This window comes from Rhodococcus sp. IEGM1428, from assembly GCF_050321865.1.
Lineage (GTDB): Bacteria > Actinomycetota > Actinomycetes > Mycobacteriales > Mycobacteriaceae > Rhodococcoides.
In genome coordinates this window covers 259,405-273,710 of the sequence record NZ_JBNQFW010000006.1, presented here as the reverse complement: position 1 = coordinate 273,710, position 14,306 = coordinate 259,405, and the positions used below count along the sequence as shown (strand labels likewise).

Annotated in this window: 11 protein-coding genes and 1 pseudogene; 4 read left to right on the top strand and 8 right to left on the bottom strand. The window is 61.6% G+C overall.

What is annotated here, in order from left to right:
- Positions 1-20 precede the first annotated feature (20 nt).
- Positions 21-197, top strand: coding sequence for a hypothetical protein (locus ACQR3T_RS24655; RefSeq protein ID WP_428695210.1), 177 nt, complete (start codon positions 21-23; stop codon positions 195-197).
- A gap of 300 nt (positions 198-497) precedes the next feature.
- On the opposite strand, the gene ACQR3T_RS24650 is transcribed toward ACQR3T_RS24655, so the two are convergent.
- The 4 genes and pseudogenes from ACQR3T_RS24650 to ACQR3T_RS24635 all read right to left on the bottom strand — a co-directional run bounded on the left by ACQR3T_RS24650 (position 498) and on the right by ACQR3T_RS24635 (position 6,167).
- Positions 498-692: a hypothetical protein gene (locus ACQR3T_RS24650; RefSeq protein ID WP_428695209.1), complete on the bottom strand. Its 195-nt coding sequence runs from the start codon at positions 690-692 to the stop codon at positions 498-500.
- 88 nt (positions 693-780) lie between these two features.
- Positions 781-3,936: pseudogene (locus ACQR3T_RS24645) on the bottom strand (NAD-glutamate dehydrogenase domain-containing protein); the annotation flags it as partial.
- A 438-nt stretch (positions 3,937-4,374) separates the two neighbouring features.
- Complete coding sequence (locus ACQR3T_RS24640; RefSeq protein WP_428695208.1) at positions 4,375-5,544, bottom strand: pyridoxal phosphate-dependent aminotransferase; 1,170 nt, start codon at positions 5,542-5,544, stop codon at positions 4,375-4,377.
- A complete protein-coding gene (locus tag ACQR3T_RS24635) occupies positions 5,541-6,167 on the bottom strand; it encodes an RraA family protein (RefSeq protein WP_428695207.1) in 627 nt (208 codons plus the stop codon). The genes ACQR3T_RS24640 and ACQR3T_RS24635 overlap by 4 nt, the downstream gene beginning before the upstream one ends.
- Before the next feature lie 233 nt (positions 6,168-6,400).
- Here ACQR3T_RS24635 and ACQR3T_RS24630 point away from each other — a divergent pair, with 233 nt between their 5' ends.
- The 3 genes from ACQR3T_RS24630 to ACQR3T_RS24620 all read left to right on the top strand — a co-directional run bounded on the left by ACQR3T_RS24630 (position 6,401) and on the right by ACQR3T_RS24620 (position 8,925).
- Positions 6,401-7,069, top strand: a complete 669-nt coding sequence (locus tag ACQR3T_RS24630; protein WP_428695206.1) for a TetR/AcrR family transcriptional regulator — start codon at positions 6,401-6,403, stop codon at positions 7,067-7,069.
- A gap of 456 nt (positions 7,070-7,525) precedes the next feature.
- Entirely contained in the window at positions 7,526-8,539 is a 1,014-nt protein-coding gene (gene ilvC / locus ACQR3T_RS24625) for a ketol-acid reductoisomerase (protein WP_428695205.1), read from the top strand.
- 20 nt (positions 8,540-8,559) lie between these two features.
- Positions 8,560-8,925, top strand: coding sequence for a WhiB family transcriptional regulator (locus tag ACQR3T_RS24620; RefSeq protein ID WP_428695204.1), 366 nt, complete (start codon positions 8,560-8,562; stop codon positions 8,923-8,925).
- A 296-nt stretch (positions 8,926-9,221) separates the two neighbouring features.
- Here the strand turns inward: ACQR3T_RS24620 and ACQR3T_RS24615 are convergent, their stop codons facing one another.
- The 4 genes from ACQR3T_RS24615 to ACQR3T_RS24600 all read right to left on the bottom strand — a co-directional run bounded on the left by ACQR3T_RS24615 (position 9,222) and on the right by ACQR3T_RS24600 (position 13,913).
- Positions 9,222-10,301 carry a DUF5937 family protein gene (locus ACQR3T_RS24615; protein ID WP_428695203.1) on the bottom strand — a complete coding sequence of 360 codons (1,080 nt, stop codon included), beginning with the start codon at positions 10,299-10,301 and terminating at the stop codon, positions 9,222-9,224.
- 101 nt (positions 10,302-10,402) lie between these two features.
- On the bottom strand, positions 10,403-11,233 hold the full coding sequence (locus tag ACQR3T_RS24610) for an HpcH/HpaI aldolase/citrate lyase family protein (RefSeq protein WP_428695202.1): 831 nt from the start codon (positions 11,231-11,233) through the stop codon (positions 10,403-10,405).
- A gap of 37 nt (positions 11,234-11,270) precedes the next feature.
- A complete protein-coding gene (locus ACQR3T_RS24605) occupies positions 11,271-12,689 on the bottom strand; it encodes a GntP family permease (RefSeq protein WP_428695201.1) in 1,419 nt (472 codons plus the stop codon).
- Positions 12,690-12,728: 39 nt separating this feature from the next.
- A complete protein-coding gene (locus ACQR3T_RS24600; protein ID WP_428695200.1) occupies positions 12,729-13,913 on the bottom strand; it encodes a CaiB/BaiF CoA transferase family protein in 1,185 nt (394 codons plus the stop codon).
- Positions 13,914-14,306 lie beyond the last annotated feature (393 nt).

Sequence of the window (14,306 nt, the reverse complement as noted above, 5' to 3'; positions counted from 1 at the left end):
AAATCGATAGTGTGACCCGGGTGCACAACGAGAACCGATCCGAGCTCGAGCTCTGCTACGGCAGACTGTGGGAGTATCTCGACGGGCAACCGCGCAACAGCGCAACAGCGCACTCGCTGCGCACTGCAGAAGGTCGATCCGCCGGTAGGTGCCTCACCTCGTCGGGCATGCCGTTCGGTCCTCACTGCACCGCGTGAAGCCGATCTATCGGTGGAATGTTGTGAGGCGGATCCGATCGTGCACCCGGAGGCCTGTTCGTAGGAGCGCGCACGGTCCTTCGTCTGCCCACCACGCCGCCTCGAGACGCGCGTGCCGCATACTCTGTCTGTTCAGCGCTTTGAGCGCCGACATGCGCCTGCGCAGATCGTAAGTGATGAAGCCGCACTCGATTGTGCGGTCATTGCTCCTTGATTGCGCAAGCTCATGAAGTTCTGGTTGAGCGCTCCTGTGCCGGCGAGCGGGTGCGCCTGATCAAATGTCGTTGTTGCCAGGCCTATTCACATGCGGAGATAGTTGGACACGCGCGTTCGCTGCTCTTCGTCGATTCCATCGTGATTCTTCAGGGCCTGCTCGAGTCTCGCGCGAAATTGCAGGGCGTTGATCCCGAATCGAACGAACACATCGGCGGGGTCGGGGCCACCGTAAGGAACCCACTGCTCAGCGTAGGCGAGCAGTTCGGCGTCCGTGGACATGCAATTCTCCGTACATCTTCCGAAAGTTGGTGTACGCGGGCGCGTTCGGCCGAGCGTGAGGTGTTGGATCGTTCGGCCCAGTCATGAGTCATCGGTCGTGGGACGCTGTGCTCGCCGATGTCATGGCGCGGATCTGGCGTGCTGCGACCGACAGGCCAGCGAGGTCGCGGCGGCCCGACAGTCGCAGTGAGCGTAGTGCCGTCTGGGGTTGCCTGAGGCGGTGGGAGGTCTGGGTTTCCCATTCTTTGACTCGGTCGAGCGCAGAGGAGTCCAGGGATGTCTGCGTGATGACCTCGGTGGTCAGGGCGCGGACCGAGTGGTACAAGTCATCGCGTAGTGCCATGCGTGCCAGCGCGTTCCAGCGGTCGGTCCGGTCGAGTGCGGAGACGTCGTCGAGGATGGTATTGGCGGTGATGTGGTCTTTGAGTGTGTAGTACACCTCGGTGGCTGCGCCCGCGTATTCCCCAGTCCTGTCGACAATTTCGACGACGTCGAGTAGGCAATACAGATCCACAAGGCCAGCGATGTCGCGCGCGATCTCCCGGGGGAGTCCGCTGACCGTTGATTCGCGGACGCGTGCGTCCACGATGTCTCGGTCTACGGGGCTCAGCCACGTTGGGACTTCTCTGCGTACGCGCTCGACTATTGGTGCGTAGCGGGTGATTTCGCTGTCCAGGGGCACATCTTGGGGGCGGTGGGTGAGCAGCCATCGCGCGGCTCGATCGAGTAGTCGATTCGAGGCGACGAACAGAAGATCCTCCTGATGCGGGTCGAGGTGAGAGTCTCGTATCGTTTGCCAGGTGCGTTCGAGCTTGAAGATTTCTTTCGACAGGTAGAAGACACGTACCGCAGCCGGTGCCGACGCCCCGGTGTCCTCGAACAGGCGGTGCACGTAGGTGATACCGCCGCGGTCGACGACCTGGTTGGCCACTATCGTGGCGACAATGTCCCTTCGCAGGGGGTGCGCAGCGATTTCGTCGGCGAACCGGGTCCACAACGTTACGGGAAAGTAAGAGAACAGCACTGGAGCGAAGTACGGGTCGTCGATCAAGGTGTCCGCCAGTAACTCGGACTTGAGTGTCAGTTTGACGTGCGCGAGCAACGTGGCGAGTTCGGGCGAGGTGAGTTCGCGTAGACCCCGGGATTCGTCGTCGAGGTCGCGGGAGACCGGGAGGTTCTCGAGTATGGGATCGAGGCGTCCGCTGTCGGCCATGGCTGCGATCTGCCTCAGGTGCATCGACACCACCCGTTTCGCATTCGTGCGATTCATGCCCAGCGTTTCGTTCTGCCGGTAGTTGTTGGCCACGACCAGCTCTGCTACTTCGTCGGTCATCGACGCCAGCAGCTCGTTCCGCTCGGTCGATGCGAGTTTGCCGGCACTGATCGCTGACTGCAGGAGGGTCTTGATGTTCACTTCGCGGTCCGAGCAGTCCACCCCCGCCGAGTTGTCGAGAGCGTCCGTGTTGATGCGCCCGCCGATTCGGGCGTACTCGATACGTGCTCTCTGGGTCAGGCCGAGGTTGCCGCCTTCGGCGACGACGGTGCATCGGAGGCTGGCGCTATCGACGCGGATGCCGTCGTTGGCTTTGTCGCCGACGTCCGCGTGGGTTTCCGACGATCCTTTGACGTATGTTCCGATCCCCGCGTTCCACAGTAAGTCCACTGGAGACTGCAGAATGTGTTGAATGAGCGCGTCGGGTGAGATCGCCGTGACGTCTGTTTCGATTCCCAGAGTGACTTTGACCTGCGATGTCACGGGTATGGATTTGGCTGTGCGTGAGTGCACTCCACCTCCGGTGGAGATGAGTGCCGGTGAGTAGTGGGCCCAGGTCGAGCCTTTCAGCTCGAACAGTCTTCTCCGTTCGGCGTGTGAGGCCGCCGGGTCGGGGGAGGGGTCGAGGAAAATGTGTCGGTGGTCGAACGCGGCCACCAGTCGGATGTGGTCGCTGAGCAACATTCCGTTACCGAAAACGTCCCCGCTCATGTCTCCGACTCCGGCGACGGTGAAGTCGGTGTCGGTATCGAGGCCGCATTCGCGGAAGTGCCGGCGGACGCTCTGCCACGCTCCACGGGCGGTGATTCCCATTGCTTTGTGGTCGTATCCGGTAGAGCCTCCGGATGCAAAAGCGTCGTCGAGCCAAAACCCGCGCTCGGCAGAAATCTCGTTGGCGATGTCGGAGAACGAGGCAGTCCCTTTGTCCGCTGCGACCACCAGATACGGGTCGTCGCCATCGTGGCACACGACGCCGGGCGGAGGAACGACGGCGCGGGTGTCGGGGTCGCGGTTGTCGGTAACCGAGAGCAGCGCGCGAATGAATGCTCGGTAGCAGGCAACTGCTTCGGCGTGGATTGCAGCGTGCCCGATAGCCGCGTCGCCGTTGGCGGCGGCTGCCCGTTTGACCACGAATCCGCCCTTGGCACCGACCGGAACGATCACTGCGTTCTTCACCGCCTGGGCCTTGGCGAGACCGAGTATTTCGGTGCGGAAGTCCTCGGGTCGGTCGGACCATCGCAGCCCACCCCGGGCGACGTCACCGAACCGGATGTGCACGCCTTCCACTCGCGGTGAGCACACGAAAATTTCGTGTGCTGGACGCGGGTCGGGAAGAAAGGCCAGATCGCTGGGCGCGAGCTTGAGGGCGAGCGCCCCGGTGCCAGCGACGAAGTGGTTGGTTCGAGTCGTGCTCTGCACCAGCGCCACGTAGGCGCGCAGAATACGGTCCGCATCGAGGTGGACGACGTCGTCGATCATCTCTGCGATGGCTGTTGCAAGCCGCTGCCCCTCGTCGTCGCGGTTGCCGGCGAAGTCAGGGCGGTGCCGGGTTTCGAACAGTTCGACGAGGGCGATCGTGATTGCGGTGTTCTCGCGCAGGACGGCTTCGATGCGTTCACGGCCGTATGGCAAGTCGCTTTGCAGCAAGTAGCGGGCGTAGGCCCTGAGGACGCTTACCTGACGCCAGTTCAGCCCAGCTTCGGTGACCAAGCCGTTGAGGCTGTCCGATTCGGTGAGTCCACGCCATACAGCCTGGAACGCATCGGTGAATCGCTCACCCAGTGATTCGTCCCGCATCGGCCGGCGAACGTCCACTCGGAACCTGTACACGTGAGCGGTGAGTCCGTCGGCGCGCGTGGTGTCCGTCGGAAATTCGTCGATGAGGTCGAGTCCGAGCCCGTGCAGCACGGGAAGGAACCAGGACAACCTCACACCAGCTCCTGCCGCGTATACCGACACCACCGCGCGGGTCGCGTCGTCGCCCGCGGACGAGAACTGCACGTGAGCGTGGATGTCTCCCGGGGCCAAACCGTCGAGAACCGAGATTTCGTCTGGCCGCGGCTCAGACCGAAACAACTCGTCGAGATGGTCTGAGTACCGCACTTCGTCGGCACGGGAGGGGATAGAGCTCATCGTGGTCGTCCTTGGTTCGATCGCGGATACCGATGCTGCACGGGGTATGGACATCGAGCTGCAGCAACGTCTTTGGATAGGACCGGGCCGGTTGCCGGGGTAATGCGAACGTGCCGGTCCGGGCGGGTGCGTCATGTCCTGTAAGTTCCGACACCGGCGAGCGTTGTCCTGCAGGCATCAGTTCGGGCGCACGAAACTTTGCGGGAGGTGGCGTGGACGCCTTCTCGTGTTCGCGGTACCCGCCCACACACCGTGGTGACAAATTTCCCGGCCGAATCAGGTCCTGACCAGCGACGCTTCGTTCGCGGGCACGGAGGAAAAGTAACTCCTGAGCACAGTCGCAGCTCGCGCGATGCTGTCCGCGTCGGCTGCGAACGACAGTCTGAAGTGGCCTTCTCCGCTTGGCCCGTATTCCGATCCCGCACGTACCAAAAGCCCTTGACCGCGCAGCTCGGCGGTCACTTGTTCCGACGGAACATCGAGGTCGTACCGCACGAACGAGTAGAACGTTCCGTCGACAGGATAGGGACTGAGGTGTGGGATGCCGGCAAGGAGCTCGAGCAACAGGTCTCGGCGTTCGCGGTAGCTCGCGACCATTCCATCGATCACCTCGTGGCCGGTTTCAAGGGCGGTGTGCGCGGCCAGCTGTACTGCGGTGTTGACCGAGCCGTTGAAAGTGCGGTGCACCCGGGAAGCTGCGGCGATGACGTCGGCCGGTCCAGCGATGTAGCCCACGCGCCAGCCGGTCATGGCGTAGGTCTTGGAGAACGTCTGCGCGTAAATCGTTCGTTCGCGCAGTGATTCGACATCCAATGCCGAGGTGAACACTGTGGGTCTGTACACGATTGCGTCGTATGCCTCGTCTGCGATGACAAGTGTGTCTGTGCCTTCGATCATCGTGCCGAGAGCGAGCAGTTCCTCGCGGGTGTGCACGATGCCAGTGGGATTGCACGGGTTGGAGAACACCATCAGTTTCGCGCCCACGAGCGCGTCACGGAGTGCGGGTAAATCCCAGTGCATGTCAGGGCTCAGTCCTACGAACACTGTTGTACCGCCAGCGAGTTCGACGAGATCGGCATACAGCGAGTAGCACGGCTCTGGGATAACGACACGGTCTCCGGGACCGACGGTCGCCAGGATGGCCGATGCGAGACCAGCAGTGGCACCGTGGGATACGAGGATCTGATCCTGGTTGTACTCGAGACCGTCTCGTGAAAGTTTATCGGCCAGTGCGTGCCGCAGAGATGGCAACCCGTTCTGGTCGGCGTAGTGTGTTTCTCCCGCTTCGAGGGCAGCGGACGCTGCGCCGATGACTGCGGTGGGGGTGTCGAAGTCGGGTTCGCCCATCGCCAGGGAGACCGCGTTCTCGGGAGCCGAGCCCATCGCAGGACGTTTGGATGTCGCCGCGACTCGTAGGACGGCGGGGGATGGTTCAAAGGTGGTCATGCCAGCACGCTCTGGGTTGTGTGCGCAGTTGCTCGGATACGTGCGCGCAATTCGCTCTCGAACTTGTCGATCGTCGCCAGCTTGGCCGTGACCTCGGCCAAGCGAGCAGGAGCTACGACGGCTACGCCGTCGTCGTCGGCGACGATGATGTCACCGGACGAAACCACGACGCCGCCGCAGGCGATCGATTGTCCGATCACGCCCGGTCCGTTCTTGGTCGGCCCGGTCGGGGTAACTCCGGTCGCCCAGGTGGGCAGGCCCACCTCGGCGATGGCTTCGCGGTCGCGGATAGTTCCGTCGATGACCACCCCTGCAACACCTTTCGCGAGGCAAATCTCTGCCAGTAGGTCACCGAACACTGCGCGGTTCCCGTCGCCTCGCCCGTTGATGACCAGGACGTCACCGACTTCAACTTCATCGAGTGCCCGGTGGATGGCAAGGTTGTCACCTTCGCGGGTGTACACGGTCACTGCCGGGCCCGCGCAACGTGCACCGGTCCACTGCGTCTTGATGCTCGCGCTCATGAGGTTGAGGCGGTCCTGCGCGTCCCCGATGTTCGCGGCCGGATACCCGGCGATCGCTGCCACGGCGGATGCGCTCGGGCGGTCGAAGTCGTTGGTCACCGGGCAGTTGTCAGCCGAGACATTGATAAACAAGGAAGCTCTCCTGTCAGAGGAAGGAATGCCGAAATGTGCATTCAGGCTTAAATGATTGATAAGTTGTAAGTGAGACTAGTGTCTCGAATTGGAACTGTCAACGGCGAGTTTTGTGTTTCGGCTAGGAGTGGCGGCTGATCTCGGAGTAACCTCTCAGTTGAGAAAGAGCCGGGTACGGATGCTCCGAATCGGGTACAGCGATGGAGGTTTTGGGTTTGGCGCTATCGGAGGGCGTGCTCGCAGCCGAGCACTCGCTCAGTCTCCTGAATGGCCAGCGGTCGCAAAAGGGCGCTAGACGCGACACGATCCGCAACAAACGCAGGCTGCTCGCTGCCGCCAGCGAGCTGATACGCGATGGTTCCGACCTGAACATGCAGAACGTGGCGGATCGAGCGGATATCGCCATAGCGACCGCGTACCGCCATTTTTCCTCGGCCGAGGCGCTTGTCAACGCTTACGTCCTCACCATCATCGACGACCTGATCGGGTACAGTGCCGGCTGCAAAGCCACAGGTAGAGAACTAATTTCGTCGTTGCTGGACCACTGGATCGGACTGATCCAAGAGCACGGACATGTCATGGTCAACTTCAGATCGCGACACGGATTCTTCGAACGACTCAATGCGAAGGACCCCGTTGTGTTGTTGGTCCAAGTCGCCTGGGGTCGTCCGATCTCCGAGTACTTGGCCGACCGACATCTCGACCCCTCGTTGTCGTCGCATGCACTATTTCTGTGCAACTTGCTCTTCGACCCCCGGGAAGTGCTGGATTTGATGAACGAGGCCGGCCACTCACGGAGAGAACTCGGTCCTCGACTCCTCTCATCGATGGACGGCGCACTGAGCGGATGGGCGGCGCTGGCCGATTGACGATCCTCAGTGGTCTCGATACCGCTGAGCGTCACCTCCATCTCCAACAGTTGACCGGCCCGTGACATAGCCAGACGGAACGTTCTAGCTCACGCGTGCCCACCCCAAAACGGACGCTCGACGGTCACGCCGGTTTCCGGGTGTCGGCCGGCTTGCAGCCGCAGCCAGTCGGTTGCCTTCACCGCGAGGAGCGTGTCATCCGGTCGACATCGAACGGTGACCCGACGGGCCTGCCGAACTGGAAACTCGGGTGCGCACCCTTCAGGCGTGCAGAAATGTGTGCCGGGCTTGGCCAGGGCTGTGCAGCCGGACCGAGTCTCATCGGTATCCAATGTGAGATGATATCCTCATTTTCGGGAACTATGGCGGGTTCAAGAAACCCGGTTGCACATTCCGCTCGTCCAGCGGAGATGCCCACCGAACGTTCGTTTATGAAAAGAAAAGAGTCCCAAACCCATGGCAGTCGAGATGTTCTACGACGACGATGCTGATCTGTCGATCATCCAGGGCCGCAAGGTCGCTGTGATCGGATACGGAAGCCAGGGCCACGCGCACTCGCTGAGCCTGCGCGACTCCGGCGTCGATGTTCGCATCGGCCTGGCGGCAGGCTCGAAGTCCCGCGCCAAGGCGGAGGAGCAGGGCCTGAAGGTCGGTACGCCCGCCGAGGTGTCCGAGTGGGCCGACGTGATCATGGTGCTCGCACCCGATACCGCTCAGGCCAAGATCTTCTCCGAGGAGATCGAGCCCAACCTGAAGGATGGCGACGCGCTGTTCTTCGGCCACGGCCTCAACATTCACTTCGACCTGATCAAGGCTCCGGAGTTCGTCACTGTCGGCATGGTCGCACCGAAGGGCCCCGGCCACCTCGTGCGTCGCCAGTTCGTCGACGGCAAGGGCGTTCCCGCGCTCATCGCCATCGATCAGGATCCGAAGGGTGAGGGCCAGGCGCTCGCACTGTCGTGGGCCAAGGGCATCGGCGGCACGCGCGCAGGCGTCATCAAGACCACGTTCAAGGAAGAGACCGAGACCGACCTCTTCGGTGAGCAGGCCGTGCTGTGCGGTGGCACCGAGGAGCTCGTCAAGGTCGGCTTCGAGGTCATGGTCGAGGCCGGTTACGCACCCGAGATGGCGTACTTCGAGGTTCTGCACGAGCTCAAGCTCATCGTCGACCTCATGTACGAGGGCGGCATCGCTCGCATGAACTACTCGGTGTCCGACACCGCGGAGTTCGGCGGCTACCTCTCGGGACCTCGCGTCATCGACGCAGGTACCAAGGAGCGGATGAAGGCCATTCTGGCCGACATCCAGTCGGGTGAGTTCACGCGTCGCCTGGTCGCCAACGTCGAGAACGGCAACACCGAGCTCGAAGGCCTGCGCAAGGAAAACGCCGAGCACCCCATCGAGGTCACCGGCAAGAAGTTGCGCGACCTGATGAGCTGGGTCGACCGCCCGATCACCGAAACGGCATGATCGCACGAAACGGTTGACGAATGTGCTCAGGCAGACAGCTACAACAACTACGGAGGTTTGAGGTGCGAACAGCGTTTCCTCCGCTGCAGCTGCCTCGGCCGCAGTGCGACGAATGGGAATGGCAGGTCCGAGGGGCATGTCGTGCAATGCCCGTCGGTATGTTCTTTCCTCCCACCGAACTGCGGGGGTACTCCCGTTCGATTCTCGAGAAGGATGCAAAGCGGGTCTGCGCGCAGTGCCCAGTAATCGAACGGTGCCTACAGCACGCACTCGAATCCAACGAGCCGTACGGTATTTGGGGTGGGTTGACCAGAGCCGAGCGCTTGTCGGTCAGCTCGACGCGACGTCAGAGCACAAAGTTGGAAGAGTCGGTTTCTGTTGGCTGAACAGCATTCGCACACCCCTTGGCATGCCTGTTTCGTAGGTCAATTCAAATGAAGTCGAACCGCGGGGGCGAACCCTAGAGAATAAATCCGGTGGTCTGCGCCTCGACGGGACGGAGCTTTCCGCAAGACTGCAGGCTCACGGCCGGGTTCCCACTACCACCGGCCTTGCGCGTTCGATTCCAGGGGATCGAACGCTCGCCGGACAGCTCCTGCTTCGGTGGGCAGCAGCCCTCGGCGAACCGCGTGCCGAGATCGTCGACGTCGACGATCTCGGCACCACGTACTGCCTGTCTTGTTCAGTGCAGCAGGGTGTCCATGAAATCTGCCCCGAGTCGTCGGACTGCGTCGGTGTTCATCCGGTACCGAACGACTCGGCCGTCACGCTCACCGATCACCAGGCCTGCCTCGCGCAGTTTGCGGAGGTTTCGGGAAATCTGCGCTTCCGATGTGTTCAATTGTGCGGCTAGATCGATAGTCGCACGTGGCTCTCGCAGAATGTGGTAGCAGATCTTGACCCGCATCGGGTCGTTCAGTGCTTCCAATCGGTGTGCTATCAGGTCGAAACTGATCGGGCCTGCTTGGTGGAGCGGATATTGAACGACGATCGGCATTCCACTGACGTGCTTTACCACGAAGTGGGGGGCGGACCAAATAGACGGAACTCCGACAACGGATTCTTCTTTTACGCTCGCGAACGCGTGGTACAGCTTGTCGAACACGACGCGCGTGGGGTCGTTGTAGGTCCGCGCAGTATCGCTGGTATCCGCGATACTGATGCCGCCACGGATCTGGAGCTCGCGTTGCCGAAGCATGACCTCGCCCGCCAGCCTGGGCTTTATTGCACTCCATTGTCTGCGAAAATGAGGCTGAGTGCCGGCGTCTGCAAGGATGTCCGCGATTTCCTTCCTGCAGCCATCCGGGTCGTCGAGAATGCGAGTGGCTATCTCCGAACGCTCTCTCGATAATCGCTTCGTGTGCGTCAGCAGATCGTTTCGTAGCCGTTCCCTCGTTTCCGGAAACTGGGCGGAATAATCTCGCAGTGTTTCGATGATGCATTTCGCACTGGTCTCGAGAAACAAGTCGGGAGGGTAGTCGACGACGCCTTGTAATTCCTGGTCGAAAGATACATCGGATGACAAATCGAGCGGGAACAAGAACCGAGCCCGCTGGACCCCCCACATCGGCGACCAGAGCCGGATTCGGGAGAGCAACGACGGTGGCAACTCGATGAGGGCGGACGAGATCAGGTCTCGGCTGCCCCGGTGATGCTCCGGGTGGGTGAGAGCGTGTAGATACGCGGCCAGCTCGGCCAGTTGTGAAGCGCGATAGACGAACTGCCGAGCTTCGGCCCCTTCTACGACTAATGTGACGGCCATGTGCCCTCCCCTACGTATGCGTTGACACGGATCGATTCCTCGAAGCGGTGGATTGGCTCGACTGCCGCGACTCTATGAACCATTGTCGCCGGGGCCGTCGTTCAGTTGGTTCCTCTCCTGGCCAGTATGCGGCGTGCCCGCTCCACGACGGGCTTGTCCACCATCTCGCCGTCGATTACGCCGACAGCAGAATGTTCGGAGCCTGCGACGACCCTCGCTGCCCACTCCAGTTCGCTCGCAGAGGGAGCGAACGCCTCGTTCGTTCTCGCTACCTGGGCCGGGTGAATGCAGATCCGACCTCCAAAGCCCAGGGACGCGGCGTACGCAGCATCATCGGCGACAACGGTCTCGTTTTTCGTGTCGAGAGTGACGCCGTCCAGCGGCGCGGCCAGTCCGAACGCGCGGGAGTGCGCTACCACGGCGGACCGTGAATACTGCAGTGCTGCACGATCTGTCGCGCGAACACCCAGATCTGTGGCAAGGTCGACGTTGCCGAAGCCAATCCGCACTACGGACGGAGCCGAACAAATTTCGGGAAGGTTCAGCAATCCCCATGCGGTCTCTACGGTGGCGACGATCGCGTGCCTGCCGGGGCGTAGCGCCGCGGCGACGACGTTTATGTCCCCGATTGTCTCGACCTTCGGCACCATTACCGTCACGTCTGCGAGATCTCCGAGACGCTTCAACTCATGGAGCTGCCAATCGGTTCCCGATCCGTTGATTCGTACGATCGCTCGACTACCGTTTCGGAGCCAGGTGATCGCGTTACCGAGAGCGTCGGCTTTATCCGCCTCCGCTACCCCGTCCTCGAGGTCGAGGACAATACCGTCGGCTCCGCTGCTGTCGGCTCTGTCGAATCGCTCGGGTCGGCTCGCCGGCGCGAACAAGAGACTTTTTGCGCCTGAGATCCAAGGCTCGCGGTTATTGGTCACGTTGTCACCGTCTTTCCTTTACTAGCGGACGGCCAGTTCACAGGGCTACAGCGAGAATTGTGACCAGAATCAGGGCCACCACGGATGCGATGGAGCTGACCAGAGTGTTTATTTTGAATGCGCCGCTCGTTGTCAGGCCCAGCAGCGAGCGAATCAACCAGAAGCCGTTGCTGTTGATATGGACGGCGAACAGGGAACCAGATCCGATGGCAAGCGCAACGAGAACGAGCGGCACCGACCCGCCGACCAACGAAGGCGCGATGATGCCAGTAGCGGTGATCGCGGCGACGGAGATGGATCCGACGCCTAAGTGAGCCAAGGCCGCGACTGTCCAGGCCAGCAGGACGATCAGCACCGAATTGGTGGTCTGTGCGTTCGAGAACAATTTCGAGACCACTACGGCGATGTCGGTGCCGGCCACCACCGTTCCGAACGCGCCGCCTGCGCCGGTGACCAGCAGAACGCTTCCGGCCCGCTTGAGCCCGTCACCGATAGCGGCCTCGACTCGGTCTGTTCCCTGGCTACGGCGGGCGATCACGTAGGCCACCAGCAAGCCGATCAGGAGTGCAATGGTGGGATTGGACAAGAATCCGACAACCGGGGGCACTTCGCCGGCGACGACATCGACAATGGTGCCCGCTGCGATGAGCAGAACAGGAAGCAGGACTGTGGGGACCAGAGAGGTCCAGAGGCGTTGCCGCGGCGGACCAGCGACGACGGTTCCGGTTCCGGTACCGGATTGTGCATGGCTGGCAGTGCCACCGGGATTGTCTGTGGTCGGCAAGCTTTCGGCCAACGGGGGTGGGACGTCGTCGGTGACCGTGTCGGTATCCGGGTTCCAGATTCGGTCGAGAAGTGCGCAGCTGAAGAAGGTTGCGATGAGCACAGTGACCGGGCCGAGAACGAATCCGTACACAAGCACCGAGCCCAGGGATATTCCGAGTATGCCGGCGATGGCGACAGTTGCAATCCCCGGGACGACCATGGCCAGTCCGACCAAGCCGCCTGCGAGCATGCCTGCAGCCATCCGCGGTAGGTGATGACGATCGGATTCGGATGCCGCATCGCGTATCAACGGTGCAGCGAGGACGAACTGCACGTCCGGATACACCGACGGGAAGATCGTGCACAGCGCCAATCCGAGAGCGTAGGGGAGCCTGCGCGGCCCGATCGATCGCAGAAGCTTCCGGACCAAAGCTTGAAGAACGCCTGTCGCTTGAAGGAGCGAGCCCAGCAGGAGGCCGAACCCGATAAGGAGCCCCAATTCGGCCATCAGTTCTCCGAAACCTGTGGTGATTGCTTCCGCGGTGCCACCGAAGCCAAGGCCTCCGGCGATTCCCAGATAGATCGATCCGAGAATCAAAGCCAGCGTCGGGTTCATTTTGACACGCACGATGAGCCCGATAACTATGGCGACTGCGACCAAGAGGTGCAGAACGATCCAATTGCCGGTCATGTTGTAGTCCTTCGTGTTTGGGTTGGAATGGTGCGTCTCTCAGCCATCGATGTGTGCCGCGAACTCGTCCCATTCGTCGTCGATTGCGATTGATCGCAAGATTTCCTCGGTGTGCTCACCGAGTCGGGGCGCGGGACGGGCCACCGATCCTGGCGTTCCCGACAGACGCGGGACTACGTCGTGCATGGGAATGACACGGTCGGGGTCATCGGCATCCGGGCCGTCGATGAGAACTCGCCGAGTCCTGAAGTACTCGGAGCGCACCAGATCGGAGATGTCGTAGACGGGTGCTGCGGTGATTCCGGCGCTCTCCATGACGCCGAGATTTTCGGCAAGAGTCGAACGGGCGAAATACTCACCGACAATGGCGTCGAGCGCGTCCATGTTCGCGACTCTGGCTGCGTTGGTGACGAACCGAGGGTCAGTCACCAGATCGGACCGGTCCATGACGCGGAAAAACTGCTCGGCCATGGGCTGCGTGGACCCGGACATCGCCAACCACTTGCCGTCGGAACACTCGTAGACATTGCGGGGTGCGGAAATGTTCATCCTGCTGCCGGAGCGTTCGGGAACGAGACCGGTCAGTGCGTAATTGAGCGCCTGCGGACCCAGCGTGGAGAAGAGTGGTTCGAATAGAGAGAGATCGATGTCCTGTCCCTCACCCGTCTGTTCGGCTTTACGAACGGCTGCGACCGTTGCGAATGCGCCGTAAATTCCCGCGATCATGTCCGCGAGGGCCCCGGGGGGAAGGACGGGCGGGCGGTCGGCGAACCCGTTCATGGCAGCAAACCCGGACATTGCCTCGACCAGCGTCCCGAAGCCGGGACGTTTCGAGTGCGAACCCGTCTGTCCCCAGCCCGAGATACGGGTGACAACGAGCGCCTGGTTCCGCCCACGCAGGACCTCCGGGCTCAGTCCGAAGCGTTCGAGATCGCCGGGCTTGAAGCTTTCGACGAGGACATCGGCGGTTTCGACGAGACGCAGCAACAGGGTCAGGTCGAGGTCGCGCTTGAGGTCGAGCTCGATGCTCCTTTTGTTGCGTCCGTATACTTTCCAGTGCACCTCGACTTCTTCGACCTGCCAACGTCGTAAAGAATCTCCGACGCCTGCCTGTTCCACCTTGATTACGTCCGCGCCGAAATCGCCGAGCATCATCGTCAGCTGATTTCCGGCAACCAACCGGGAAAGATCAAGGATTCGTATTCCACCGAGCAGAGAATCCACTGTGACTTCGTATCCTTTCGTTCTGTGATGTCGGCGAGACTCGCTCACGGCGGGTTGCCCGCAGGAGGTGGTCGCAGGAGCACCGAGTAACAGAGTGTGATGCCGACTTCATCAGGGAAGGCGGGTGCTCCAGATCACTATGCAGGCACTGTTGGAGGTCCACAAGACCATTGACCGAAGCAGTCAATGGTCGTCCCGTTTCCCGGTCCGGATTGCTGTCGGTGCGTCTGCCCGGCGATACGAGCCGTGGGATCCGTTGTGTCTCAGCCTTACTGAGGTACACATTCACGGCCGGTATCTGCACCTGTCACAGCTGATGCGTTCGACACGCACCGGGTGGAAATCGGGCGTTGCGCGAATCGGCACATCGGACACCACGGGCTTGCGATCCTG